Genomic DNA, 24,959 nt, shown 5'->3' on the forward strand with positions numbered 1-24,959 from the left:
TTTCGTCGTGTGAGACTCGACACGTCGGGTCTGTGCGGGACAGAATATGGCATCGGGTGCCGAAACGGAAGAACGGGTTCGAAAGCGAGGTGGCGACCAGGTGAATCAGCCCACCGATCACACCGCCTCGGCCCGGGTCGGGCGGCGGCGCTCCACCACCCGCGACCACATCGCCGAGGTGGCGATCGACCTGTTCAGCGCGCACGGCTTCGACGGCGTCAGCGTCGACGACGTCGCCCAGGCCGCCGGCATCGCCCGGCGCACGGTGTTCCGCTACTACGCGTCCAAGAACGCGATCCTGTGGGGCGACTTCGACACCCACCTCGATCACCTGGCCGACCTGCTCGACGGCATCGACGACGATGTGCCGCTGCGCGCCGCGCTGCGCACCGCGCTGCTCGAGTTCAACACCTTCGGGTCCACCGAGACCGCCCGCCATCGCGAGCGGATGCGGGTCATCCTGGAAACCGCGGAACTGCAGGCGTATTCGATGACGATGTACGCCGGCTGGCGCGAGGTGATCGCCCGCTTCGTCGCGCGCCGCACCGACGCCAAACCCACCGACCTGCGCCCGCAGACGCTGGCCTGGACCCTGCTGGGCGTCGCGCTCTCGGCCTACGAGCACTGGCTGGCCGACGAGTCCGACACGCTCACCGGCGCCCTCGGCGCGGCCTTCGACGTCGCCTTCCCGCCCTAGCCCCCGTCAGCGCGCCCCCTTCAGCCCGAGCGTGCGTGTTCGCGGCCGACACGCCGCGCAAATCTCGTAGTCTGCGCACCCTCGCGGGGTTATCCACAGCACTGAATACCGCGATTGGGCCACATTGCGCAGCATCCGGTCATGCCTGCAGAACTCGACGACCTGCTCGTCGCCCAGGGCGGTGTCGCCACCACCGGCCAACTCCTGACCATCCTCGGTCGCGCCGCCTTCGAAGCCGGCGTCCGCGACGGCACGCTGGCCTCCGTGTGGACGGGCGTCTACAGCCTCGCCGAGCCGGATCCACACATCCGGCTGGCCGGCCTCGACCTGCGCGCCGGCGCACCAGTTCCGATCTGCCTCGGAACCGCAGCTGCCGCTTACGGATTCGACACCGAGGACACCGTCGACCTGCATGTCCTCACCCCCGAAGGCCACCAATTGCGGGCCGCTGACGGATTGATCATCCACCGTCGCGACGGCGCGCCCTTGTCGACAGTCGACGGCAGACCCGCCACCGAGCCGGCGTGGACCGCCATCGAGGTGGCGCGCACGCTGCGCCGCCCGCGGGCCCTGGCCACCCTGGACGCGGCGCTACGCACCGGCACCTGTGATCTGCGGGCCCTGCAGGACGCCGCGGATCGTCAGGCGGGTCGCCGGGGCATCGTGGCGGTGCGCGACCTGCTCCCGCTGGCCTCGCCGCTGGCCGAATCCCCGATGGAGAGCGAGTCCCGTCTGGTGATGCACGACGGCGGACTGCCCGCCCCGGAGCTGCAGTACGAGATCCTCGACCGCAGCTGGCGGACCTGGCGGGTGGACTTCGCCTGGCCGGCGCAACGACTGGCCGTCGAGTACGACGGGTTCGACTGGCACAGCGATCCCGAGGCGTTCCGCCGCGACCGGCAGAAGCGCGCCGCGCTGCTCGAGATGGACTGGACGATGCTGTCTATCGTGGGCGACGACGTGCGACGGCGCCCGGACGCCCTGGTGCGCCGGATCGAGCTGGAGCTGATGAGGCGCGCGGCATGACGAGAGTGCGCAGAGCACGGGATTCGCGCGGCGTGTCGGCCGGGGGCGCGCACCTTCGCGGAGGCGTTTGAAAATAGTTGCGAATCAGGCGTCGGAGTTCGGGCCGCCGAGGCGACGATAGGGATGTGAGCCCCGTATCGGATCCACTGGGCGCTCCGCAGACACTGCTGGCGCTGTACGACGAGGCGCTGCCCGCGATGTACGGCTACGTCGTGCGCCGCTGCGGTGACCGCGGAACGGCCGAAGACCTGACGTCGGATATCTTCCTGGCGGCGATGGACGCCGCCCGCAAGACCGATCCGCCGTCGATCACGCTGCCTTGGCTGATGGGCGTGGCCCGGCACAAGGTCGCCGACCACTACCGCCGGCGCAGCGATAGGTTCACCGTCCCGGTGGCCGATACGCCCGAGCCGGAGCCCGACCCCGGCGGGTGGGACGCCGAGCTGGACCGCATCGTCGCCGAAAGCGTTCTGGCCCGGCTCTCCGAACCGCACCGGGTCGTCTTGGCGCTGCGGTACATGGACGACCGCTCGGTACCCGAATGTGCCGAGGTCCTCGGTCGCACGGTCCATGCCACCGAGGCGCTACTGGTCAGGGCGCGAAGGGCTTTCAGACGGCAATATCCGGAAGGGGGTGCATCGTGAGCTCACCCAACAGCTCAGACCCGCTGGAGGTACTCCGCGGTGACGACACCCCGGTCCGGCCCGATCCCGAGTTCGCGGCGCGGTTGCGTCGACGGCTGGAATCGGCGCTGTCACTACCCCCCGGAAGTGAAGGAGTTGAAATGAGTGGCACAGACACCGCAATCGCCGAACTCGGCACCCGGACGGACGCGACGTTCGTCATCCCGCGCCCCGCTGCGCTGCCGTACCTCAGCGTCCCCGACGCCCGACGCGCGCTGCGCTGGTACGCCGACGCATTCGGCGCCGTGGTCATCGGAGAGCCGATTGTGATGGACGACAACAGGATCGGCCACGCCGAGCTGGGTATCGGCGGCGGCGTGCTCTACCTGGCCGACGACTTTCCCGAGCTTGGCTTGCGGGGCCCCGCGGCCGATGCGACGTCGGTGAGCCTGATGCTGCCCGTCGCCGACACCGACGCGGCCCTCGAACGCGCCCGCACCCACGGCGCCACGGTGGCCAACGAGATCGAGGAGGCCCACGGTTCCCGCAGCGCCGTCATCGTCGACCCGTTCGGGCATCGCTGGATGCTCACCGGACCGATGCGCGGGGCACCGTCACCGATCCGCCACGGCGACGTGGGTTACGTGTCGGTGTGGACTCCCGATGCCGACCGCGCCGCGGCGTTCTACGGACACGTGCTGGGCTGGATCGTCGACCCCGAAACCCGTCAGGTGACCAACAGCGCCGCACCGATCGGCATCGCGACCGCCGACCGGCAGACACTGCTGTGCAGCTACGCCGTCACCGACCTGGCGGCGGCGCGGCAGGCGATCCTGGACGCCGGCGGCACCGTCGGTGCGACCCGACAGCACGACTTTGGCGCAGTGCTCGACGTCACCGATCCGCAGGGCGGCGCCTTCGCGGTGTTCGAACCGAACGCCGACATCCGCCGTGCGGCGCTCAACGGCTCTGGGCCGGGCGAACTTTCGTACATCACGCACTACGTGCCGGACAGCCGCGTCAGCCGCGACTTCTACGGGCGGGTGCTGCACTGGACGTTCGAGCCGGGCCGGGTCGACGACGGCTGGGGCGTGCAGGGGTGCCAACCGATGAGTGGGCTGGCCGGCGGGGCCGACCGGCCGGTCACAGTCCCGATGTGGACCGTGGCCGACGTCGACGCCGCGATCGCGCGGGTGCGCGAGGCCGGCGGGACGGTGCTGCAAGAACCCACGCGGCAGGACTACGGCCTGATGGCCGAGTGCACCGACGATCAGGGCGGCCGGTTCTACCTGGGGCAGTTCTAAGACGGCGCGAGCGTGCGCAGATCCGGGATCTGACCGGCGTGTCGCCCGGGGCGCGCACGTTCGCGCTAATAAGGAGGGCCGCGCTGGAAGGGCCCTAACCCAGGATGTCGGAGATCGGCGCACCCGCGGCGATCTTCGACCGGGCCTTCATGACCTTGCCCGGCATCCCGCCGCCGACCACGCCGGCCACGACACCGTCGCGCTCGTAGTAGGCGAGGAACTTGCGGCCGTCGTCCTCGACGACGTGCACGATGTCGTCGGCCTCCGGCTCCCCGAGGCACTGGATCTTGACGTCGTACTGGTCGCTCCAGAAGTACGGCACCACCACGGCTTCCGGCGGTTCCTGACCCAGCAGCACCGGCACCAGGACGCGGGCCTGCTCGGCCACGTTGCTCCAATGTTCGACGCGGGCCTGATGCCCGGTGGCGTCGCGCCACGAGGCCACGTCGCCCAGCGCCCAGACGTGCGGGGCGCTGGTGGCGCCGACGTTGTCGCAGACGATGCCGTTGTCCACCGCGAGGCCGCTGCCCTCGAGCCAGTCGGTGGCCGGGCGCGAACCGATGCCGACGACCACCAGGTCCGCCTCAACCTCGGTGCCGTCGGAGAGCACGACCTTCTGCACCTTGCCGTCCCCGAGGACCTCCGCGACACCGACACCCGTGCGCACGTCCACGCCCTCGGCGCGGTGCAACCGGGTGACCAGCGCGCCGATCTGCGCGCCCAGCACCGAGGCCAGCGGCTCGGGCTGCGGCTCGACCAGCACCACCTCGACGTTGAGCGTGCGCAGGCTCGCGGCCACCTCGCAGCCGATGAAGCCCGCGCCCACGATCACGGCCCGGCGCGCCGAACCGGCCTCGCGACGCAGGGCCTGGCTCTCGTCGTAGGAGCGCAGCACGTGGATGCCCGCCAGATCCGGGAACGACGGGACCCGGCGCGGCACCAGGCCGGTGGCGATGATCAGGTCGTCGTAGCCGAGTTCGGTGCCGTCGGCCAGGGTGATCGTCGAGGCCTCGGTGTTCACCGCGGTGGCGGCCGAACCCAGCCGCAGCGTGATGTTGTTCTCGTCGTAGAACTCGCGGGGCTTCAGCGTCACGTCGGCGAAGTCGTGGCTGTCCTTGTGCAGGACGTCCTTGGACAGCGGGGGCCGGTCGTAGGGCAGATGCACCTCGTCGCTGACGATGACGATCTCCCCGGTGTGCTCGGCGCGGCGCAGCTGCTCGGCCACGCGAGACGCGGCCAGGCCGCCGCCGACGATCACGACTTTTGCTTGAGTTCTGTCCTCACCCACGAAGACAGTTCTTACACGATGACCCGCGGGCATGGACCGCCACCCTGCGCTACCAGCGGTACCACGACGGCGGCCGCGAACCGCTCGCGGACACGCAACACGCATTCACGGGGTGCGCCGGATCGGCGAAATATCATCGACTCATGACGGTCGCCGACGTCTCCGGGGAACCCGACCGGCGCTTCTCGGTCGTCCCGCCGCGGCGCGCCCGCACCCGCCGCTATGCCATGACCCCGCCGACGTACTTCGCCGTCGAGTACGCCATCAATCCGTGGATGGACGTCAGCACCCCCGTCGACACCGAACGGGCCGTGGCCCAGTGGGAGGGCCTGCACCGGACCTATCTGGATCTCGGGCACAGTGTCGAGGTCGTCGCGCCGGAGCCCGGCCTGCCCGACATGGTCTACGCGGCCAACGGCGGGCTCATCATCGGGGACCGCGCGGTGGTCGCCCGGTTCAAGTATCCGCAGCGCGCGGCCGAGGCGAGCGCCTACGCGCGGTGGATGACCGACCTCGGCTACTCCCCCGTCACCACGCGGCACCGCAACGAGGGGCAGGGCGACCTGCTGCCGGTGGGGTCGATGATCCTGGCCGGCACCGGGTTTCGCACCGACGCCGAGGCGCACGACGAGATCGCCGCGGCCTTCGGGCGCCGGGTCGAGACGCTCACCCTGGTCGATCCGCGCTTCTATCATCTCGACACCGCGTTGGCCGTACTCGACGACACCACCGTCGCCTACCATCCGCCGGCGTTCACCGCGGCCTCGCGGGAGCGGCTGCGGGCGCTGTTCCCCGCCGCGATCGAGGTGGGCAGCGCCGATGCCCACGCCTTCGGCCTCAACGCGGTCTCCGACGGGCGCCATGTGGTGTATCCGCGCGCCGCGACCGGCTTCGGCGAACAACTGCGCGCGGCCGGCTTCGTCCCCGTCGGGGTGGACCTGTCCGAGCTGCTCAAGGGCGGCGGCTCGGTGAAGTGCTGCACCCTCGAGCTGTACGGCTGACTCAGTACTTCATCACGCCGCGGTCGACGGCGATCTGCGAGCCCGAGATGGTCATCGACGCATCCCCGGCCAGCCAGGCCACCACATCGGCCACCTCCTCGGGGGCCATGAACTCCTGCAGTCCCGGCTTGCCTTCGCGGGCAACGGGTTTCAGTGGCATCGGGGCGAAGCTGTGCAGGAACGTCGGGAACTTGGCGAAGATGGCCGCCATGGCTTCCGGCTCGATCATCGGGGTCTGGATGGAGTATGGGTGGATCGAGTTCACCCGGATGCCGAACTCGCCGGCCTCGAGGGCCAGCGCGTTGGTGAGCGCCACCAGGCCGTGCTTGGAGGCCGCGTAGTGCGCGTTGCCGGGCGTGGCCTTCAGCCCGGCCGAGGAGCTGACGATGATGATCGACCCGCCGTTGCCGGCCTCGATCATGGCCGGTATCGCGGCCTTGATGGTGCGCCAGGTGCCGTTGAGGTTGACGTCGACGACGGTGTCCCAGGCCTCCTCCGAGAGCTCCCAGATCCGGCCCCAGCTGAGGATGCCGGCGTTGGCCACCACGATGTCGAGCCGGCCGAACTGCTCGACGGCGTCGGCGATGACCTGCTGCTGGGCGGCGAGGTCGCGGATGTCGACCTCGCGGGTCAGCACCTTGCGCCCGGTGGCCTCGACCTGGCGGGCCGTCTCGGCCAGGTCGTCGGCGGTGGGCATCGGATAGGTGACCGTGTCCGACAACGACTTACAGACGTCGATCGCGACGATGTGGGCGCCCTCGGCGGCCAACCGCACCGCGTGGGCCCGGCCCTGGCCGCGGGCGGCCCCGGTCACGAACGCCACCCGCCCGTCCAGAGGTGCTGCTGTGGTCATCGCGTGGTTCCCTTTCCTGGCGCGAGCGTGCCCAAACCCGGGATTCTGCCCGGTGTGTCACCCGCGGACACGCACACTCGCGAAATCTAGCGGCGAGGTGTGTGTTGGCAGGCTAACAGCACAACTAGAACGTGTTCCAGAAGTTTACCCATCCAGTGGGTCGCGGGTGATCGGACACGTCATGCAGTGCCCGCCGCCGCGGCCGCGGCCCAGTTCGGCACCGACGATCGTGATGACCTCCACCCCGGCCTTGCGCAGCAGCGAGTTGGTGTGGGTGTTGCGGTCGTAGGCGAACACCACCCCCGGTTCGACGGCCACCAGGTTGTTGCCGCTGTCCCACTGCTGGCGCTCCGAGTCGTACCGGGTGCCGCCGGTCTCGACCACCCGCAGTTCCCCGACCCCCACCGCGGCCGCGACGACCTCGGTGAACGGCTTGGTCTCCTCGATCACCTCGACGCCCGGGGCGGTGTCGCTGGGCACCAGGCTGAACGGCACGATGTTGTCCACGATCTCGGGGTAGATGGTCACCACGTCGCGATCGGCGAAGGTGAAGACCGTGTCCAGGTGCATCGCCGAGCGCAGCTTGGGCATCCCGGCCACGATCACCCGTTCGGCGGCCTCCCGCTCGAACAGCGTGGCGGCCACCTGGGTGATCGCCTGCCGGGAGGTGCGTTCGCTCATCCCGATCAGCACCACCCCGTTGCCCGGGATCAACACGTCGCCGCCCTCGAATGTGGCGGTCCCCCAGTCCTTTTCCGGATCACCCCACCACACCGTCGAGCCGACGAAGTCGGGATGGAACTCGTAGATCGCTTTCATCAGCAGCGTCTCGTCGTGCCGGGCGGGCCAGTACAGCGGATTCAGCGTCAGCCCGCCGTAGATCCAGCAGGTGGTGTCGCGGGTGTAGAGCGTGTTGGGCAGCGGCGGCATCAGGTAGTCGTTGACGCCGGCGTCCTCGCGCGCCAACCGCAGATAACTCGACCGCATCTCGCGGGGCAGATCCAGGGTGGACATGCCCCCGATCAGCAGTTCGGCCAGCCGGGTCGGCGGCAGCGACTCCAGGAATGCCCGGGTGTCCTCGACCAGGCCCAGCCCCACCTCGTTGGCCACGATCTTGCGGTCCAGCAGCCACGCCTTGGCCTCGGCGATCCCCATCGTCTCGGCCAGCAGGGCGTGCAACTCCACCACCTCGACGCCGCGGTCGCGCATCTTGTCCATGAAGTCGAAGTGGTCGCGGCGCGCGTTCTGCACCCACAGCACGTCGTCGAACAGCAGATCGTCACAGTTGGTCGGCGTCAGCCGCTCATGCGCCAATCCTGGCGAACACACCAACACCTTGCGCAGCTTGCCGACCTCGGAATGCACACCGTAACCGGCGGACGGATTGCTCACCTGTCTTCCCTTCCCGTACCTCAGATTTCGATCGCTCCGGTCGCCAATGACACCACCGCCACGACGGCGCCGACGACGATCACCCCGAACAGCACCGCCTCGGCGGGACGGAACACCCGCAGGCCGCGTTCGCGGCGCGCCTTGAAGTACAGCGCCGCGGCGGGCGCGTAGAGGATGCACGACAACAGCAGCTTGTCCATGCCGGCGGCGTACAGCAGGAACAGCGTGTAGAGCGTCGCCAGGGCGGCGACAACCATGTGGGGCACAACGGATTTGGCTTCGTCGTAGGTTTCCCGTGTCGCGGTCAGCTTCAGCGCGTAGGCCGCCGCCAGCAGGTACGGGATCAGGGCCAGCGCCGCCGTCAGGTCCAGCATGAAATCGAGCGCGTCGGCGGCGAACAACAGTGCGATCAGCAGGAGCGTGATCAACCCCGCGGCCATGGCCAACGCGGTCACCGGCGCGCCGTGCCGGTTGGTGCGGGCCAGGAAGCGCGGCATGTCGTCGGACTTGGCGGGGATGTAGAGCACCTCGGCGGCCATCAGCGTCCACGCCAGGTAGGCGCCCAACACCGAGACGATCACACCCACCCGGATGAAGATCGAACCCCACGGCCCGACAACGGATTCCAGCACTGCCGCCATCGAGGGCTGACTGACGCCGGCGAGATCGTCCTGCGGCATCACGCCGTAGGACACCAGGGTGACCATCGCGAAAATGCTGAGTACGCCGAGGAATCCGATGACGGTCGCCCGGCCCACGTCCTCCCGCTTGCGCGCCATGCGCGAATACACGCTCGCACCCTCGATGCCGAGGAAGACGAACACGGTGATGAGCATCGTGCCGGTGGCCTGATCCCAGATCGAGGCGAACGAGTAACCGTCGGCACCCCAGAAGTTGTCGACGAAGATGTCGGCCTGGAACGCGATGAGGGTGATGACGATGAACATCAGGATCGGGATGATCTTGGCGATCGTCACGATGTAGTTGATCACCGCGGCGTCCTTGACGCCCTGCATGACCAGCAGCGCGAACAGCCACACTCCGATCGCGGAGACCACGACGGCGGCCACGGTGTCGCCGGCCCCGAAACCGGGCACCAGCGCGCTCAGCGTCGCGGTGATGAGCACCCAGTACGACGTGTTGCCCGCGCACGCCGAAGCCCAGTACCCGATCGCCGAGTTGAAGCCGACGTAGTCGCCGAAACCGGCCTTGGCGTAGGCGAAGATGCCGGCGTCGAGCTGCGGTTTTCGGGTGGCCAGCCGTTGAAAGACGAAGGCCAGCATCAACATCCCGGCACCGGCCACTGTCCAGGCGATCACCGCGCCGAGCACACCGGTCTCGGTGCCGAACCGGCGTGGCAACAGGAAGACACCCGAACCGACCATCGACCCGACGACCATGGCGGTCAGCGTCGGGAGGCTGACCTTGTTGTCCTTGCGGTCCTGCGTCGAAACCTCTGCGGTACCCATACGTTCCTTCGGAGTCGGAACTTGCACGCGCGGGTACGGCGATGTCCGCCCAGTCCGGCGCAGAGGTGCGGCGTCGGGCTTGGCCGGCTCCCCCTGACCCGATTGGCGACGCTATCAAAATCACGGGCACCCGAGGGGCGTTATCCCCAGCATTGCCAGCCCGCCGCCGCGGCGATATCCGTCCGCAGTCGACGGTGTCAGTCCCGCAAATCCCGAACTTCGCAGCTGCACGGCAGATTTGGTGCTCTCGCGATCCGCCTGTCGAGGGTCACCAGAGGGAGTGTCAAGAGTTCGGCCAGCGCCACATACGCCGCATCGTAAGCGGTCAGATTCCGCCGCAGCGGCCAGGCGGTCTCTGCCAGCAGCTCATACGGCCACAGGCTGACCGGCAGATCGAGCAAGTCTGCGTGCGCCAGAGCCGCTTGATCCGAGGTGATGGTGGCCCGCGCCTCCAGACGCCGGATGATATTGGCGCATACGAATGGCAGCAACGCCGGAGCGAAGAGTTCCGCGTCGATCAGTTTGGCCGCCGCCCATCGGCCATCCTCGCCCGAGTCCAGTAGCGCAGCGACCACCGCCGACGCGTCACATACGATCCGCCTCACCGACGGTCGGCGTCCTCGGCCTCGAGGATGGTAGTCGCATCGAGACGAACTCCGGCACTGTTCACCCGTGCGCGTGGCCCCGCAGCGTGTGTTGGCACGGAAAGCGAAGTGGCGCCCACCCTTTCAGGTGAGCGCCACTTCGGTGCAGCTGAGTCAGATCAGGCGATGATCTTGGTAACCCGGCCGGCGCCGACGGTACGGCCGCCCTCGCGGATCGCGAAGCGCAGGCCCTCGTCCATGGCGACGGGCTGGATCAGCTTGACGTGGATGTCGGTGTTGTCACCGGGCATCACCATCTCGGTGCCCTCGGGCAGGGTCACCACGCCGGTCACGTCCGTGGTCCGGAAGTAGAACTGCGGACGGTAGTTGTTGAAGAACGGCGTGTGGCGGCCGCCTTCGTCCTTGGCCAGGATGTAGACGCTGCCCTCGAACTCGGTGTGCGGGGTGGTGGTGCCGGGCTTGACCACAACCTGGCCACGCTCGACGTCCTCGCGCTTGATGCCGCGCAGCAGCAGACCGACGTTGTCGCCGGCCTGGCCCTGGTCGAGCAGCTTGCGGAACATCTCGACGCCGGTGACCGTGGTCTTGGTGGTCTCCGGGCGGATGCCGACGATCTCGACTTCCTCGTTCACGTTGACGATGCCGCGCTCCACACGACCGGTGACCACGGTGCCGCGGCCGGTGATGGTGAACACGTCCTCGACGGGCATCAGGAACGGCTTCTCGGTCTCGCGGACCGGGTCCGGGATCGAGTCGTCGACGGCCTGCATCAGGTCCTCGACGGACTTGACCCACTTCTCGTCACCCTCGAGCGCCTTGAGCGCCGAGATCGGGATGACCGGGGCTTCCTCGTCGAAGTCCTGGGCGGCCAGCAGTTCGCGGACCTCCATCTCGACAAGCTCGAGCAGCTCCTCGTCGTCGACCATGTCGGCCTTGTTCAGCGCGACCAGGATGTAGGGCACGCCGACCTGGCGGGCGAGCAGCACGTGCTCGCGCGTCTGCGGCATCGGACCGTCGGTGGCGGCCACGACCAGGATCGCACCATCCATCTGGGCCGCACCGGTGATCATGTTCTTGATGTAGTCGGCGTGACCGGGAGCGTCGACGTGGGCGTAGTGCCGCTTGTCGGTCTGGTACTCCACGTGGGAGATGTTGATCGTGATACCACGAGCCTTCTCCTCGGGAGCCTTGTCGATCTGATCGAAGGCAAAGCTCTCGTTGAGGTCCGGGTACTTGTCGTGCAGGACCTTGGTGATCGCTGCAGTCGTGGTGGTCTTGCCGTGGTCGACGTGACCGATGGTGCCGATGTTCACGTGCGGCTTGGTCCGCTCGAACTTCGCCTTCGCCACTTCTGTGTCCTCCTGGACTTGTTGGTGCTTTTACTTAAAGCATTGTTGATGTATTCAGTTTTGGTCGCCGCGGACGGCAACGGGATTTACTCGCCCGTCGCCTTCGCGATGATCTCCTTCGACACGTTCGCCGGAACCTCGGCGTACGAGTCGAACACCATGGAGTAGTTTGCCCGGCCCTGGGTCTTCGACCGAAGGTCGCCGACGTAGCCGAACATCTCCGACAGCGGCACCTGCGCCTTGACGACACGCGCACCGCTGCGCTCCTCCATGGCCTGGATCTGACCACGGCGGGAGTTCAGGTCGCCGATCACGTCACCCATGTAGTCCTCGGGGGTGGTGACCTCGACGGCCATGATCGGTTCCAGGATGACGGGCTGCGCGGCTTGCGCAGCCTTCTTCATCACCTGCGAACCGGCGATCTTGAAGGCCATCTCCGAGGAGTCGACGTCGTGGTACGCGCCGTCGAGGAGGGTGACCTTCACGTTCACCAGCGGGTAGCCGGCCAACACGCCGTACTGCATGGCGTCCTGGGCACCGGCATCCACCGACGGGATGTACTCGCGCGGGATGCGGCCACCGGTGACCTTGTTCTCGAACTCGTAGGTGGCACCGTCCTCGCCGCTGAACGGCTCGAGGTTGATGATCACCTTCGCGAACTGGCCCGAGCCACCCGTCTGCTTCTTGTGGGTGAACTCGACGTTCTGCACGGCCCGCTTGATGGTCTCGCGGTAGGCCACCTGCGGCTTGCCGACGTTGGCCTCGACCTTGAACTCGCGACGCATACGGTCGACCAGGATGTCCAGGTGCAGCTCGCCCATACCGCCGATGACGGTCTGGCCGGTCTCCGGGTCCAGGTGCACCTTGAAGGTCGGGTCCTCTTCGGCGAGCTTCTGGATCGACAGCGACAGCTTTTCCTGGTCGCTCTTGGTCTTGGGCTCGATGGCCACCTCGATCACCGGATCGGGGAAGGTCATCGACTCCAGCACGATCTGCTGGTTCGCGTCGCACAGGGTGTCGCCGGTGGTGGTGTCCTTGAGGCCGATCACCGCGTAGATGTGGCCCGCGGCCGCGCTCTCGACCGGGTTCTCCTTGTTGGCGTGCATCTGGAACAGCTTGCCCAGCCGCTCCTTCTTGCCCTTGGTGGAGTTGATCACCTGGGCGCCGGAATCGACCTTGCCCGAGTAGACGCGCACGTAGGTCAACTTGCCGAAGAACGGATGCGAGGCGACCTTGAACGCCAGCGCCGAGAACGGCTCGTCGATGGACGGCTTACGGGAGAGCTCCTCGTCCTCCTTGCCGGGGACGTGGCCCTTGACCGACTCGACGTCCAGCGGAGAGGGCAGGTAGTCGACGACCGCGTCGAGCATGGGCTGGACGCCCTTGTTCTTGAACGCGGTGCCGCACAGCACCGGGTAGATCTCGGAGTTGACCGTGAGCTTGCGGATCCCGGCCTTGATCTCGTCGACGGTCAGTTCCTCGCCACCGAGGTACTTCTCCAGCAGCGCCTCATCGGACTCCGCGACGGCCTCGAGCAGATTGGTCCGGTACTCGTCGGCCTTGTCCTGCAGGTCGGCGGGGATGTCGATGACCTCGTAGGTCTCGCCCATCTTGGTCTCGCCCTGCCACACCTTGGCCTTCATCTCGACCAGGTCGACGATGCCCTCGAAGTCGTTCTCGGCACCGATCGGCAGCTGGATCGGGATGGCGCGGGCACCGAGGCGCTCCTCCATGGTCTTGACCGAGAAGTAGAAGTCCGCGCCGATCTTGTCCATCTTGTTGACGAAACAGATGCGGGGGACGTCGTACTTGTCGGCCTGACGCCACACCTGCTCGGACTGCGGCTCGACGCCTTCCTTGCCGTCGAAGACGGCAACGGCACCGTCGAGCACGCGCAGGCTGCGCTCCACCTCGACGGTGAAGTCGACGTGGCCGGGAGTGTCGATGATGTTGATCTGGCTGCCGTTCCAGAAGCAGGTCACGGCCGCGGAGGTGATGGTGATCCCGCGTTCCTGCTCCTGCTCCATCCAGTCGGTGGTGGCGGCGCCGTCGTGGGTCTCACCGAGCTTGTAGTTGACCCCGGTGTAGAACAGGATCCGCTCGGTGGTGGTGGTTTTGCCGGCATCGATGTGCGCCATGATGCCGATGTTGCGGACCTTGTTCAGGTCGGTCAGCACGTCTTGTGCCACGGCTAGATTCCCACTCTTTCGCTTGCGTTGTCAGGTGCGGTTGTGGTGTTGCGGGCTCCGATGCCCACCGAGCACCAGGTCACCAGCGGTAGTGCGCGAAGGCACGGTTGGCCTCCGCCATCTTGTGGGTGTCCTCGCGCCGCTTCACGGCGGCACCCAGGCCATTGCTGGCGTCCAGGATCTCGTTGGCCAGGCGCTCGACCATGGTCTTCTCGCGACGGGCCGCCGAGAAGCTCACCAGCCAGCGCAGCGCCAGGGTGACCGACCGCTCCGGGCGGACCTCGACGGGCACCTGGTAGGTGGCGCCACCGACGCGGCGGCTGCGGACCTCGAGGGCCGGCTTCACGTTGTCCAGGGCACGCTTGAGCGTGATCACCGGGTCGGTGCCGGTCTTGTCGCGGGCCTGCTCCATGGCGCCGTAGACGATGCGCTCAGCCAGCGACTTCTTGCCGTCCTTGAGCACCTTGTTCACCAGCTGGGTGACCAGCTGCGATCCGTAGACCGGGTCGTTGACCAGCGGGCGCTTCGGCGCGGGGCCCTTGCGTGGCATTAGCTCTTCTCCTTCTTGGCGCCGTAACGGCTGCGGGCCTGCTTGCGGTTCTTGACACCCTGGGTGTCCAGCGAGCCACGGATGATCTTGTAGCGCACGCCGGGGAGGTCCTTCACACGACCGCCACGCACCAGCACCATGGAGTGCTCCTGCAGGTTGTGACCCTCGCCCGGGATGTAGGCGGTGACCTCGACCTGGCTGGTCAACTTCACGCGAGCGACCTTACGAAGCGCCGAGTTCGGCTTCTTCGGGGTCGTGGTGTACACGCGGGTGCACACGCCGCGACGCTGCGGGCTGCCCTTGAGGGCCGCGGTCTTCACCTTGGCAGCCTTGTCGTGGCGCCCTTTGCGGACCAGCTGGTTGATGGTTGGCATGTACCGGCTTTCTCTGCTTCTTACTACTTTGTTGCTCTTAGGTCTGTGTACTGCGGTTATGCCCCGGTCGCTTACCCCGCTCCCGGGCGTGTCGCATGCGCACGATGCATGTCGATGCATTTCTCGCACATGTGAATTGGCCAGGCGTGCGCCGCGCGCACCTGCTTTTTTACAGCCGCGTACGCTCCTGTGGACCAGGCACGAGCTACCACAATACCAGTCCTGCCCACCCCGACAAAACTTGCTCGACAGCCACCTTATTGCAGGTCAACGTGCGAGCTAACGGCGGTGCTCCAGCCCCGTGGTCAACCGCAGCACCATGTCGGAGAACACCGCGTCGGTGTCCACGTCATCCATGACGCCGGTCATCTCCAGCAGAACGAAACCGTGCATGGCCGACCAGAACTCCAGCGCCGCGTAGAAGGCCTGCTCCCCCTCCAGGCCGTAGGAGGCCAGCACGTCGATCACCGGGGCCGCGGCGTCCTTGGTGGCCGCCGAGTACTCCGGGTCGTCGTCGCCGAACGGCATCCGGGTGAACGCCGAGTACCGGCCGGGATGGTGATGCGCGTAGCTGCGGTAGGCGCCGGCCATCACCAGCACCGCGTCATCGCGGGTGCGGCCCTGACCGACGGTGTTGAGCATCTCGATGATGTCGCCGATCACCCGCATCCGCACGGTGCGCCGCAGGTCGTCGAGGCTGTGCACGTGGTTGTACAGCGACGGGCCCTTGGTGCCGAGGTGATTGGCCAGCGCGTTGATGGTCAGCGCGTCCCAGCCCTCGCGGTCCAGGAAGTTCAGGGCGGCGTTGACGATGACGTCGCGGCTGAGCTTGGTCGACCGGGCCGGCGCGCGACCGCCGTTGCGCGGCCGCGTCCCCGTCTCCGACGGGTCGGGTCCTGCGGCCATGATCGATCCTCACTGATTTATTGCGCCCTGAAGAGCGCCGGGTTTGGTGGCGCCGGTCCGCACCGGACCGAGTCAGCCAGCGTTGAACTCTAGTTGACGGGCGCCGAACCCCGCCCGGTCCGCCGCCCCGGGCCGTACTCTGCGGCGTAAGCTGCGGGACACCCCGGAGCCGGCAGAGGTGGAGGCAACGACGTGGCGGACGACGTGACGAAGGCCAGGTGGGCGATCGGCGCAGCCGCGGCGGTGCTGCTGACCGGGATCGTGCTGCCCGCGACGGCGCAGGCCAACAATGACAGTTACGTCACCGGCGTCGGCGTGAAACAGACCGTCGACTGCGCCGGCGGCACCCTGTTCGTCAACGGTTCCGGTAACTCCGTCACGGCCCTCGGCGATTGCTGGGCGGTGACCATGCAGGGTTCGGGCAACACCGTCATCGCCGACCACGTGATCAACGACATCACCGTCTACGGCTGGGATCAGATCGCCTACTTCAAGAACGGCAATCCCGCCCTGATCGATCGCGGACGCGAACTGGGCATGACCAACCGGCTGGCCCGCGTCGCCGCCTGAGCGCGTGAGCACCGTCCGTTCCGTCGCGGCACTCGGGGTCGCCGTGGCCGGGCTGGGCCTGGTCGGCTGCGGGTCCGGCGGCACCACCGACGGCACCCCCGTGCCGACGACGTCGTCGACCGCCCGGGCCGGCATCGGCAGCGCGTTGCACTACAGCTCGTTCGGCACCGAGGCCGACATCGACTGCGGAGATGGTCGCGCGCTGGACATCTCGGGGTCCAACAACACCCTCACCGTCAGCGGCAATTGCGCACAGGTCAGCATCACCGGCGCCGACAACCGGGTCCGCCTGGACAAGGTCACCGACACCCTCGAGGTCGGCGGGCTGAACAACTCGGTGGTCTATCTCGACGGCGACCCCGACGTGGTCAACAGCGGCACCGGCAACCACATCCGGCGCGACTGATCCGCCCGGGGCTCACGCCCGCCGGCCGTGCCGGCCCGCGCCGTCGGCGAAACGTCGTGCACCGCGCAGTGATTCGGCCGCCACCCGCGACAGACTGGTGAATTCGTCGGCCATGGCGTCGGTCTCGGTCATCCCCCACTGCTGTATCGCCGAGGCGCGGTCGGCGCGCAGGCAGCCCTGGGGCAGTGTGGCGAGTTCGGCGGCCAGCTCCTCGGCGGCCTGCCGCGCTTGGCCTTTCGGCACGACACGGTTGGCCAGGCCGATGGCGAGGGCCTCCTGCGCGTCGACGGCGCGGCCGGTCAGGATCAGGTCCATCGCCCGGCTGTGCCCGATCAGCCGCGGCAGCCGCACCGTGCCGCCGTCGATCAGCGGAACTCCCCAACGCCGGCAGAAGACCCCGAACACCGCGTCGGCTTCGGCGATGCGCAGATCGCACCACAGCGCCAACTCGAGGCCGCCGGCCACCGCGTAGCCGCTGACGGCGGCGATCACCGGCTTCGACAGGTTCATCCGGGTGGGCCCCATCGGCCCGGGCCCGTCCGGTTCGGTCCGATTGGACTCCGGGGTGCCGAAGGCCTTGAGATCGGCTCCGGCGCAGAAGGTTCCGCCGTCACCCCAGAGCACCGCCACCGACGCCGCGTCGTCGGCGTCGAACTCCTCGAAGGCCGCGAACAGCTCCGCGGCGGCCGGGCCGTTGACCGCGTTGCGGGCCTGCGGCCGGTTCATGATGACGGTGGTCACCGGTCCGTCGCGTTCGACGCGGACGCCCGCGCTCATGGGGTGGCCTCCTGCAGCGTGTGGATCGGGTCGCGGCGTGCCGCCAGTTCGTCGGCGAACTCGCGGTAGGCCGTCCGCAGCGCGGCCCCGGGCCACTCGGCGGGCAGCAGTTCGTCGGGCAGCACCGGATCGACGAGCAGATGGCGCACCATCGCCGCGGCGATCACGAAACGCCTCGGGACGTCGGGGGCGGCGGCCATCTCGTCGAGCAACCGGGCGCCGTCGGCGGCCCAGGCGGGCAGGTCCCAGAGTTGGCCGGCCAGTTGCCGAGGTGCGTCGTCGCGGCTGCGCAGTATCCGGACGCGGTCGGCGACCCTCGGCGACAGTTCGGCGTCGAGGTTGTTCGGCCGCAGCCACAGGCCCTCGCGCAACTCACCGAAGCGCAGGTCCTGCAGCGCCTTTCGCAGCTCCGCGCGTGAGCGCGGATCGACTCCCACGCTGGTGATCACCAGCGTGGTCCACTCCCCCGTCCAGTCCCGGGTGCGCGGGGACAGCGCGGCGTCCTGTCGACGCTGCCGGGCCAGCAGGCGGTCCGAGAGCCGGTAGCCGTCGGCCGAGCGCACCAGATCGCCGGCGCTGACCATGCGGGTCAACGCCACCCGCAGGGTCTGTTCGCGGATACCGAAATCGGCGGTCAGTCGGATCAATTCGGCCGCCGAGGCCCACGCCGGGTGCGCGCCGAGCAGTACCGACAGCACCACCGAGCGGGCCGTCATCCGCCGTAGTTGCGTCACGCGCCGGTCATCCCTTGACCAGGGCGCGCTCGAGGATGGGCGCCAGATCCAGGCCGGCCGGCATGGTGCCGTAGGCCCCGCCCCACTGCCCGCCGAGCCGGGTGGCGGCGAACGCCTCGGCGACGGCGGGATGACCGTGGCGCACCAGCAGCGCACCCTGCAACCCCAGCGCGATGTCCTCGGTGACCTTCCGCGCCCGGTACTCCAGCGTCGCGGGATCCCCGAGGTGGCGCTTCAGGCCCGCGACATGCGCGTCGAGACGCGGGTCGGCACCGGCGGCCTGACCGAGTTCGTCGAACAGCACCTCGACCGATTCGGGGCGGGTTGCCATGGCGCGCAACGTATCCAGCGCGCTGACGTTGCCGGAGCCTTCCCAGATGCCCATCAGCGGCGCCTCCCGGAACAGCCGCGGCATGCCGGAGTCCTCGACGTAGCCGTTGCCGCCCAGGCATTCCATCGCCTCGGCGGCGTGCCCGGTGGCGCGTTTGCACACCCAGTACTTGGCCGCGGCCAGTCCGATGCGGCGCAGCAGCGTCTCGCGCTCGTCGCCGCGCACCGCGCGGTCGGTGGCCCCGGCCATTCGCATCGCCAGCATGGTGGCGGCCTCGGCCTCCACGGCCATGTCCGCCAGTACGTTGCGCATCAGCGGCTGGTCGATCAGGTACTCGCCGAACGCCTTGCGGTGCGCGGCGTGATGCATGGCGCGGGTCAGCCCGGAGCGCATGCTGGTGGCGCTGCCCAGCGTGCAGTCCAGCCGGGTCAGGTTGACCATCTCGATGATGGTCGGCACGCCGCGGCCCTCCTCGCCGACCAGCCAGGCGGTGGCGCCGTCGTATTCGACCTCGCTGGAGGCGTTGGCGTGGTTGCCGAGCTTGTCCTTGAGCCGCTGAAGGAACATTCGGTTCCGGCTGCCGTCGGGCAGCACCCGCGGCAGGAAGAAGCAGGATAGCCCGCCCGGCGCCTGCGCGAGCACCAGGAAGATGTCGCACATCGGCGCGGAGGTGAACCACTTGTGCCCGGTGAGCCGGTAGCTGCCGTCGGCGTTCGGCAGCGCCTCGGTGGTGCCGGCGCGCACGTCGGAGCCGCCTTGCTTCTCAGTCATCGACATGCCCGCGGTGATGCCCGCCTTGGTGGTGGGCAGCTTCAGTTCGGGGTCGTAGACCCGGCTGGTCAACAGGGGCTCGTAGACGGCCGCGAGGTCCGGGTTGTGCCGCAGCGCGGGCACCACGGCGTAGGTCATCGAGATCGGGCAGATGTGGCCGGGTTCGGGCGTCCACACCGAGGTCTTGGCCGCGCGCACGACGTGGGAGCCCGGCCGGTCGTCGGCCCACGGGGCCGCGTGCAGGCCGTGTGTGACGGCGGTGCGCATCAGCTCGTGGTAGGCCGGGTCGTACTCGACCTCGTCGATCCGGTGCCCGGACCGGTCGTGGGTGTGCAGTTGCGGGCGGTTCCGGTCGGCGAGGTCGCCCCAGCGCTGGGCCTCCGGGCTGCCCGACAGGGCGCCGAGTTCGGTGATCTCGTCCAGCCCCCATTCGCCGCCCTCGCGCAGCAGCGCCTCGACCAGCACCGGCGACGACGCGGGGTTGTGGTGTTCGAGCGGGGGCACCTGATTGGTGACGACGTGCGTATCCGACATGTCTCCAGTGTTACATTTTGAGTACGGCCGCACAAGAACTGTAATGGAACTAGGCCGCGACCGTCAGGGGGATCCCGGCCGGGGCGCGCGGTCGCAACCGGTTCAGCACCGTCATCGCGACCACGGCCAACAGCCAGCCCAGCAGCAGATCGACCACGTAGTGCTCGGCGGCATAGACCAACGTGAAGGCCATGGTGAGCACGTAGGCCACCAGCAGCGGGCGCCACCGTCGGCCCACCCGGTGCCACAGGAACATCGCGATCGCCAGGCTCAACCCCGCGTGCAGCGACGGGATGGCGGCCACCAGGTTCACGTTGGCCTGCCCCTGATCGATCAGGGCGCGCGCGGTGTCCAGGTTCAGCTTGGCCCAGCCGCGGGTGGAGATGCGCTCCACCCACTCGTGGGCGCCGGGCTGGCTGGTGCTCATCGAGCCCAGGATGCCGCCGTCGGGCACGTCGCGGGCCGAGGAGAACATGCACCGCGGATTGGACGGACCCGACGCGACGTCGGCGGCCGTGCACCGCGCCGCCGCCCACGGGGGCGCCGCCGGCAACAGCGCGTAGATGATCAGCGCCGCGAAGGACAGCCCGACGAACAACTGCGCGAAGCGTTTCCACTCCTCGCGGTTGCGCAGCCACAGCACCGCGGCAATCGCGTACGGCAGGATGAAGAACGACATGTAGGTGGTGCTGATGACCACCTCCCACCACGGCGGCTGCGGTTGCTTGAGGCGCTCCTGCAACCACACGGTGGGCATCACCCCGAAGAACAGCCACCGATCGGCGTCGGCCTGCCAGTGCCACAGGGTGGGCCGGCCGATCAGGTCGGCCGCACCCCGGGACAGGTCGTAGACCACCAGCACCAGCGCAAACGGCAGCCAGTCCCGGATCACGTAGAGCACCCGGCGCCGCCCGATGCTGGCCGCGGCCAGTCCCGCGCAGATGTAGAGCAGCAGCAGTTCGCGGTTGAAGGCCACGCCCGTGGTCGCGATGCGGAAGGCGACCACCGCGAACCAGGTGCCCAGGGCCACCCGGCGCAGCAGCGTCAGGCGGCGCTCCCGTACCGCCGCGACGACCTCGCCGTCCTGCTCTGCGACGGGTCGGTCGTCGATCGCGGACACGGCGGACCTTTCGGCGGCGCGGTAGGTGCGCTCAGCCTAAGTCGCCAGGTCGTCAGACCGGGTTCGAATTCCGTTAAGCCGACCGCAACGAAAAAGCCCCCGCCGAGGCGGGGGCTTTTCCGTTGTTCAGTTAGGACCGGTAGTCCGAGTATCCGTAATCGTCCAGCGGCACCGCAGCACCGGTCGCCTGGCCGAAGTCCGGGCTGTAGTACTGATCCTCGTAGGACGGGATCGTGTACGCCGCGGCGCGGGCTTCCTCGGTCGGCTGCACCGCGATGTCGCGGTAGCGGGCAATGCCCGTACCGGCCGGGATCAGCTTGCCGATGATCACGTTCTCCTTCAGGCCCATCAGCTTGTCGCTGCGGCAGTTGATCGCCGCATCGGTCAGCACCCGGGTGGTCTCCTGGAAGGACGCCGCCGACAGCCACGAATCGGTGGCCAACGACGCCTTGGTGATGCCCATCAGCACCGGGCGGCCGGCCGCGGGCTCGCCGCCCTCGGTCACCACCCGACGGTTCTCGGACTCGAACTCGCTGCGTTCGGTCAGCGAGCCGGGCAGGAACTCCGTGGCGCCCGAGTCGATGATCGTCACGCGGCGCAGCATCTGGCGAACGATCACCTCGATGTGCTTGTCGTGGATCGACACACCCTGCGCCCGGTACACGTCCTGGACCTCGCCGACGAGGTGCACCTGCACCTCGCGCGGACCCATGACACGCAGCACCTCGTGCGGGTCGGCCGAGCCCTCCATGAGCTGCTGCCCGACCTCGACGTGGTCACCGTCGGCCAGCAGCCGCTCGGAACCGTCCTCGTGCTTGAACACCCGCAGGCGCTGACGACGGGAGAGCTTGTCGTAGACCACTTCCTCGCCACCGTCGTCCGGCACGATCGTGATCTTGTAGAACTTGTCGCTCTCCTCGAGGCGGACCCGCCCGGTGACGTCGGCGATCGGGGCGCGGTTACGCGGAACGCGCGCCTCGAACAGCTCCTGCACCCGCGGCAGACCACCGACGATGTCGGCGCCACCGGTGACACCACCCTGGTGGAAGGTACGCATGGTCAGCTGCGTGCCGGGCTCACCGATGGACTGGGCCGCGACGATGCCGACGGCCTCGCCGATGTCGACCAGCTTGCCGGTGGCCATCGAACGGCCGTAGCAGTGCGCACACACCCCGGTGCCGGTGGTGCAGGTCAGCACCGACCGCACCTTGACCGTGGTGATGCCCGCGGCCAGCAGCGCGTCGATCGCCGGGTCGCCCAGGTCGTGACCGCGCTCGACGATCACGTTGCCCTTCTCGTCGACCGCGTCGGAGGCCAGGGTGCGCGCGTACGCGCTGGTCTCCACGTGCGGGTCGCGGATCAGGGCGCCGCTGGGATCCTTCTCGGCGATCGTGACGGTGATGCCACGCTCGGTGCCACAGTCGGCCTCGCGGACGATGACGTCCTGCGACACGTCCACCAGACGACGGGTCAGGTAACCCGAGTCGGCGGTACGCAGCGCGGTGTCGGCCAGACCCTTACGGGCACCGTGGGTGTTGATGAAGTACTCCAGCACCGTCAGGCCCTCGCGGAACGAGGACTTGATCGGCCGCGGGATGAACTCACCCTTGGGGTTGGTCACCAGACCCTTCATGCCCGCCAGCGTCCGGGTCTGGGTGAAGTTACCCGTCGCACCGGAGTCGACGATCGTGATGATCGGGTTGTCGGCCGGGTAGTGATCGCGCAGCGCCTTACCGACTTCCTCGGTGGCCTCCTGCCAGATCTTGACCAGGGCCTCGTTGCGCTCACCGTGGTTGAGCGCACCGCGCTGGTACTTCTTCTCGATCCCGTCGGCTTCCTTCTCGTAGCGGTCCAGGATCTCCTTCTTCTGCGGCGGCACCAGCACGTCGGCCATGGACACCGTGACACCGGAGCGGGTGGCCCAGTAGAAGCCGGCGTCCTTGAGCTTGTCGACGGTCTGCGCGACGACGATCATCGGGTAGCGCTCGGCGAGGTCGTTGATGATCGCCGCCTGCACCTTCTTGTGCATCTGCTTGTTGACGAAGGGATAGCCCTTCGGCAGCAGCTCGTTGAACATCACCCGACCCAGCGTGGTCTCCGCGGTCCAGAAATCACCGGGCTTCCACCCCTGGTCGCCGAACAGCTCGGCCTCGATGTCAGCCGGCGGGCGCGCCTCGGAGAGCCGCACCTTGATCTTGGCCCGCACCGACAGCGCACCGCGGTCCATCGCCATGATCGCCTCGGCCGGCGAGCTGTACACGCCGTCCTCGGGCTGATCCTTGGTCGCCGGGACGTATTCGCCGGCCTCGCCGGGGATCTCGGTGGTCAGGTAGTACAGCCCGGTCACCATGTCCAGACGCGGCATGGCCAGCGGGCGGCCCGACGCGGGCGACAGGATGTTGTTCGAGGACAGCATCAGGATGCGGGCCTCGGCCTGCGCCTCCGCGCTCAGCGGCAGGTGCACGGCCATCTGGTCGCCGTCGAAGTCGGCGTTGAACGCCTCACAGACCAGCGGGTGCAGCTGGATGGCCTTGCCCTCCACCAGCTGCGGCTCGAAGGCCTGGATACCGAGGCGGTGCAGCGTGGGGGCGCGGTTGAGCAGCACGGGGTGCTCGCCGATGACCTCTTCGAGGACGTCCCACACCTGCGGCCGCTGCCGCTCGACCATCCGCTTGGCGCTCTTGATGTTCTGCGCGTGGTTCAGGTCCACCAGGCGCTTCATCACGAACGGCTTGAACAGCTCGAGGGCCATCAGCTTGGGCAGACCGCACTGATGCAGCTTGAGCTGCGGGCCGACCACGATGACCGAACGGCCCGAGTAGTCGACGCGCTTGCCGAGCAGGTTCTGCCGGAACCGGCCCTGCTTGCCCTTGAGCAGATCGGACAGCGACTTGAGCGGACGGTTGCCGGGCCCGGTGACGGGCCGGCCGCGACGGCCGTTGTCGAACAGCGCGTCCACCGACTCCTGCAGCATCCGCTTCTCGTTGTTGACGATGATCTCGGGCGCGCCGAGGTCGATCAGCCTCTTGAGCCGGTTGTTGCGGTTGATCACGCGGCGGTACAGGTCGTTGAGGTCGGAGGTCGCGAAGCGGCCACCGTCGAGCTGCACCATGGGACGCAGTTCCGGCGGGATCACCGGGACGGCGTCGAGCACCATGCCCATCGGCGAGTTGCCGGACTGCTGGAACGCGGCGACGACCTTGAGTCGCTTGAGCGCCCGCAGCTTCTTCTGGCCCTTGCCGTTCTTGATGACGTCGCGCAGCGACTCGGCCTCGGCGTCGATGTCGAAGGTCTCGATGAGCTTCTGGATCGACTCCGCGCCCATGGCGCCGGTGAAGTACTCGCCGTAGCGGTCGACGAGCTCGCGGTAGAGGTTCTCGTCCACGATGAGCTGCTTGGGCGCCAGCTTGGTGAAGGTGGTCCAGATCTCGTCGAGCCGGTCCAGCTCACGCTGTGCGCGGTCGCGCAGCTGACGCATCTCGCGCTCGCCGCCGTCGCGCACCTTGCGCTTGACGTCGGACTTGGCGCCCTCGTCCTCGAGCTCCTTCATGTCGGCCTCGAGCTTCTGGGCCCGGGCCTCCAGGTCGGCGTCGCGCTGATCCTCGACGGCCTTCTTCTCGACGACCATCTCGGCCTCGAGCGTGGACAGCTCGTTGTGGCGCATCTCCTCGTCGACCGAGGTGATCACGTAGGCCGCGAAGTAGATGATCTTCTCGAGATCCTTCGGGGCCAGGTCCAGCAGGTAGCCCAGCCGGCTCGGCACACCCTTGAAGTACCAGATGTGCGTGACGGGCGCGGCCAGCTCGATGTGGCCCATCCGCTCGCGACGCACCTTGGCGCGAGTGACCTCGACGCCGCAGCGCTCACAGATGATGCCCTTGAAGCGGACGCGCTTGTACTTGCCGCAGTAGCACTCCCAGTCGCGAGTCGGTCCGAAGATCTTCTCGCAGAACAGGCCGTCCTTCTCCGGCTTCAGCGTGCGGTAGTTGATGGTCTCCGGCTTCTTGACCTCGCCGAACGACCAGTTACGGATGTCTTCCGCGGTGGCCAGGCCGATACGGAGTTCATCGAAGAAGTTGACGTCTAGCAC

At 68.2% G+C, this 24,959-nt stretch carries 22 protein-coding genes; 7 read left to right on the forward strand and 15 right to left on the reverse strand.

The annotated features are described in order from the left end of the window. Nucleotides 1-100 precede the first annotated feature (100 nt). The 4 genes from mftR (at nt 101) to EL338_RS19175 (ending at nt 3,650) form a co-directional block, all read left to right on the forward strand. Nucleotides 101-697 carry a mycofactocin system transcriptional regulator MftR gene (gene mftR / locus EL338_RS19160; RefSeq protein ID WP_235666215.1) on the forward strand — a complete coding sequence of 199 codons (597 nt, stop codon included), beginning with the start codon at nt 101-103 and terminating at the stop codon, nt 695-697. A gap of 141 nt (nt 698-838) precedes the next feature. Next, complete coding sequence (locus EL338_RS19165; protein ID WP_126335196.1) at nt 839-1,723, forward strand: type IV toxin-antitoxin system AbiEi family antitoxin; 885 nt, start codon at nt 839-841, stop codon at nt 1,721-1,723. A gap of 125 nt (nt 1,724-1,848) precedes the next feature. Beyond that, on the forward strand, nt 1,849-2,367 hold the full coding sequence (locus EL338_RS19170; protein WP_235666216.1) for an RNA polymerase sigma factor: 519 nt from the start codon (nt 1,849-1,851) through the stop codon (nt 2,365-2,367). A gap of 140 nt (nt 2,368-2,507) precedes the next feature. After that, entirely contained in the window at nt 2,508-3,650 is a 1,143-nt protein-coding gene (locus EL338_RS19175) for a VOC family protein (protein ID WP_235666217.1), read from the forward strand. A gap of 94 nt (nt 3,651-3,744) precedes the next feature. On the opposite strand, the gene EL338_RS19180 is transcribed toward EL338_RS19175, so the two are convergent. Continuing rightward, the gene (locus EL338_RS19180) at nt 3,745-4,971 is read right to left on the reverse strand and encodes an NAD(P)/FAD-dependent oxidoreductase (RefSeq protein ID WP_126335199.1); all 1,227 of its coding nucleotides are present in this window, start codon (nt 4,969-4,971) and stop codon (nt 3,745-3,747) included. A gap of 110 nt (nt 4,972-5,081) precedes the next feature. Here EL338_RS19180 and ddaH point away from each other — a divergent pair, with 110 nt between their 5' ends. After that, the gene (gene ddaH / locus EL338_RS19185) at nt 5,082-5,939 is read left to right on the forward strand and encodes a dimethylargininase (protein WP_179967108.1); all 858 of its coding nucleotides are present in this window, start codon (nt 5,082-5,084) and stop codon (nt 5,937-5,939) included. Between the two features lies 1 nt (nt 5,940). Here ddaH and EL338_RS19190 read toward each other — a convergent pair whose 3' ends face one another. The 9 genes from EL338_RS19190 to EL338_RS19230 all read right to left on the reverse strand — a co-directional run bounded on the left by EL338_RS19190 (nt 5,941) and on the right by EL338_RS19230 (nt 15,626). After that, nucleotides 5,941-6,792 (reverse strand): mycofactocin-coupled SDR family oxidoreductase, encoded by an 852-nt coding sequence (locus EL338_RS19190; protein WP_126335200.1) that lies wholly within the window; start codon nt 6,790-6,792, stop codon nt 5,941-5,943. A 144-nt stretch (nt 6,793-6,936) separates the two neighbouring features. Continuing rightward, a complete protein-coding gene (arcA, locus tag EL338_RS19195; RefSeq protein WP_126335201.1) occupies nt 6,937-8,184 on the reverse strand; it encodes an arginine deiminase in 1,248 nt (415 codons plus the stop codon). Between the two features lie 20 nt (nt 8,185-8,204). Beyond that, nucleotides 8,205-9,653, reverse strand: coding sequence for a basic amino acid/polyamine antiporter (locus tag EL338_RS19200; RefSeq protein ID WP_126335202.1), 1,449 nt, complete (start codon nt 9,651-9,653; stop codon nt 8,205-8,207). Between the two features lie 197 nt (nt 9,654-9,850). Beyond that, entirely contained in the window at nt 9,851-10,258 is a 408-nt protein-coding gene (locus tag EL338_RS19205; protein WP_126335203.1) for a type II toxin-antitoxin system VapC family toxin, read from the reverse strand. Between the two features lie 158 nt (nt 10,259-10,416). After that, on the reverse strand, nt 10,417-11,607 hold the full coding sequence (gene tuf, locus EL338_RS19210) for an elongation factor Tu (RefSeq protein ID WP_126335204.1): 1,191 nt from the start codon (nt 11,605-11,607) through the stop codon (nt 10,417-10,419). Between the two features lie 86 nt (nt 11,608-11,693). After that, a complete protein-coding gene (fusA, locus tag EL338_RS19215; protein WP_235666552.1) occupies nt 11,694-13,745 on the reverse strand; it encodes an elongation factor G in 2,052 nt (683 codons plus the stop codon). Nucleotides 13,746-13,875: 130 nt separating this feature from the next. After that, nucleotides 13,876-14,346: a 30S ribosomal protein S7 gene (gene rpsG / locus EL338_RS19220; RefSeq protein ID WP_126335206.1), complete on the reverse strand. Its 471-nt coding sequence runs from the start codon at nt 14,344-14,346 to the stop codon at nt 13,876-13,878. After that, nucleotides 14,346-14,720 carry a 30S ribosomal protein S12 gene (gene rpsL, locus EL338_RS19225; protein ID WP_126335207.1) on the reverse strand — a complete coding sequence of 125 codons (375 nt, stop codon included), beginning with the start codon at nt 14,718-14,720 and terminating at the stop codon, nt 14,346-14,348. The genes rpsG and rpsL overlap by 1 nt, the downstream gene beginning before the upstream one ends. Nucleotides 14,721-14,999: 279 nt before the next feature. Then, a complete protein-coding gene (locus EL338_RS19230) occupies nt 15,000-15,626 on the reverse strand; it encodes a TetR/AcrR family transcriptional regulator (RefSeq protein ID WP_126335208.1) in 627 nt (208 codons plus the stop codon). 192 nt (nt 15,627-15,818) lie between these two features. On the opposite strand from EL338_RS19230, the gene EL338_RS19235 reads away from it, so the two are divergent. Both EL338_RS19235 and EL338_RS19240 read left to right on the forward strand, forming a co-directional pair. Further along, complete coding sequence (locus EL338_RS19235) at nt 15,819-16,196, forward strand: DUF3060 domain-containing protein (protein WP_435404876.1); 378 nt, start codon at nt 15,819-15,821, stop codon at nt 16,194-16,196. A 4-nt stretch (nt 16,197-16,200) separates the two neighbouring features. After that, nucleotides 16,201-16,602, forward strand: a complete 402-nt coding sequence (locus tag EL338_RS19240) for a DUF3060 domain-containing protein (protein WP_126335209.1) — start codon at nt 16,201-16,203, stop codon at nt 16,600-16,602. Between the two features lie 12 nt (nt 16,603-16,614). Here the strand turns inward: EL338_RS19240 and EL338_RS19245 are convergent, their stop codons facing one another. The 5 genes from EL338_RS19245 to EL338_RS19265 form a co-directional block, all read right to left on the reverse strand. Beyond that, nucleotides 16,615-17,379 carry a crotonase/enoyl-CoA hydratase family protein gene (locus EL338_RS19245; RefSeq protein WP_126335210.1) on the reverse strand — a complete coding sequence of 255 codons (765 nt, stop codon included), beginning with the start codon at nt 17,377-17,379 and terminating at the stop codon, nt 16,615-16,617. Beyond that, nucleotides 17,376-18,095, reverse strand: a complete 720-nt coding sequence (locus tag EL338_RS19250) for a PaaX family transcriptional regulator C-terminal domain-containing protein (protein ID WP_126336970.1) — start codon at nt 18,093-18,095, stop codon at nt 17,376-17,378. Before EL338_RS19250 ends, EL338_RS19245 begins: the two co-directional genes overlap by 4 nt. Before the next feature lie 25 nt (nt 18,096-18,120). Continuing rightward, nucleotides 18,121-19,749 carry an acyl-CoA dehydrogenase family protein gene (locus EL338_RS19255; RefSeq protein ID WP_126335211.1) on the reverse strand — a complete coding sequence of 543 codons (1,629 nt, stop codon included), beginning with the start codon at nt 19,747-19,749 and terminating at the stop codon, nt 18,121-18,123. 49 nt (nt 19,750-19,798) lie between these two features. Further along, nucleotides 19,799-20,869 carry a phosphatase PAP2 family protein gene (locus EL338_RS19260; RefSeq protein ID WP_126335212.1) on the reverse strand — a complete coding sequence of 357 codons (1,071 nt, stop codon included), beginning with the start codon at nt 20,867-20,869 and terminating at the stop codon, nt 19,799-19,801. Nucleotides 20,870-20,999: 130 nt separating this feature from the next. Further along, nucleotides 21,000-24,959: a DNA-directed RNA polymerase subunit beta' gene (locus tag EL338_RS19265; RefSeq protein WP_126335213.1), complete on the reverse strand. Its 3,960-nt coding sequence runs from the start codon at nt 24,957-24,959 to the stop codon at nt 21,000-21,002.

It is taken from the genome of Mycolicibacterium chitae (assembly GCF_900637205.1).
Classification (GTDB): Bacteria; Actinomycetota; Actinomycetes; order Mycobacteriales; family Mycobacteriaceae; genus Mycobacterium; species Mycobacterium chitae.

Bases quoted from the DNA above. Each gene is read 5' to 3' on its own strand.
- EL338_RS19190 (WP_126335200.1), bottom strand. From the start codon at position 6,792: ATGACCACAGCAGCACCTCTGGACGGGCGGGTGGCGTTCGTGACCGGG.
- EL338_RS19165 (WP_126335196.1), top strand. From the start codon at position 839: ATGCCTGCAGAACTCGACGACCTGCTCGTCGCCCAGGGCGGTGTCGCC.
- rpsG (WP_126335206.1), bottom strand. From the start codon at position 14,346: ATGCCACGCAAGGGCCCCGCGCCGAAGCGCCCGCTGGTCAACGACCCG.
- EL338_RS19230 (WP_126335208.1), bottom strand. From the start codon at position 15,626: ATGGCCGCAGGACCCGACCCGTCGGAGACGGGGACGCGGCCGCGCAAC.
- EL338_RS19255 (WP_126335211.1), bottom strand. From the start codon at position 19,749: ATGTCGGATACGCACGTCGTCACCAATCAGGTGCCCCCGCTCGAACAC.
- EL338_RS19200 (WP_126335202.1), bottom strand. From the start codon at position 9,653: ATGGGTACCGCAGAGGTTTCGACGCAGGACCGCAAGGACAACAAGGTC.
- EL338_RS19175 (WP_235666217.1), top strand. From the start codon at position 2,508: ATGAGTGGCACAGACACCGCAATCGCCGAACTCGGCACCCGGACGGAC.
- rpsL (WP_126335207.1), bottom strand. From the start codon at position 14,720: ATGCCAACCATCAACCAGCTGGTCCGCAAAGGGCGCCACGACAAGGCT.
- EL338_RS19250 (WP_126336970.1), bottom strand. From the start codon at position 18,095: ATGACGGCCCGCTCGGTGGTGCTGTCGGTACTGCTCGGCGCGCACCCG.
- fusA (WP_235666552.1), bottom strand. From the start codon at position 13,745: ATGGCGCACATCGATGCCGGCAAAACCACCACCACCGAGCGGATCCTG.
- EL338_RS19245 (WP_126335210.1), bottom strand. From the start codon at position 17,379: ATGAGCGCGGGCGTCCGCGTCGAACGCGACGGACCGGTGACCACCGTC.
- ddaH (WP_179967108.1), top strand. From the start codon at position 5,082: ATGACGGTCGCCGACGTCTCCGGGGAACCCGACCGGCGCTTCTCGGTC.
- EL338_RS19180 (WP_126335199.1), bottom strand. From the start codon at position 4,971: ATGCCCGCGGGTCATCGTGTAAGAACTGTCTTCGTGGGTGAGGACAGA.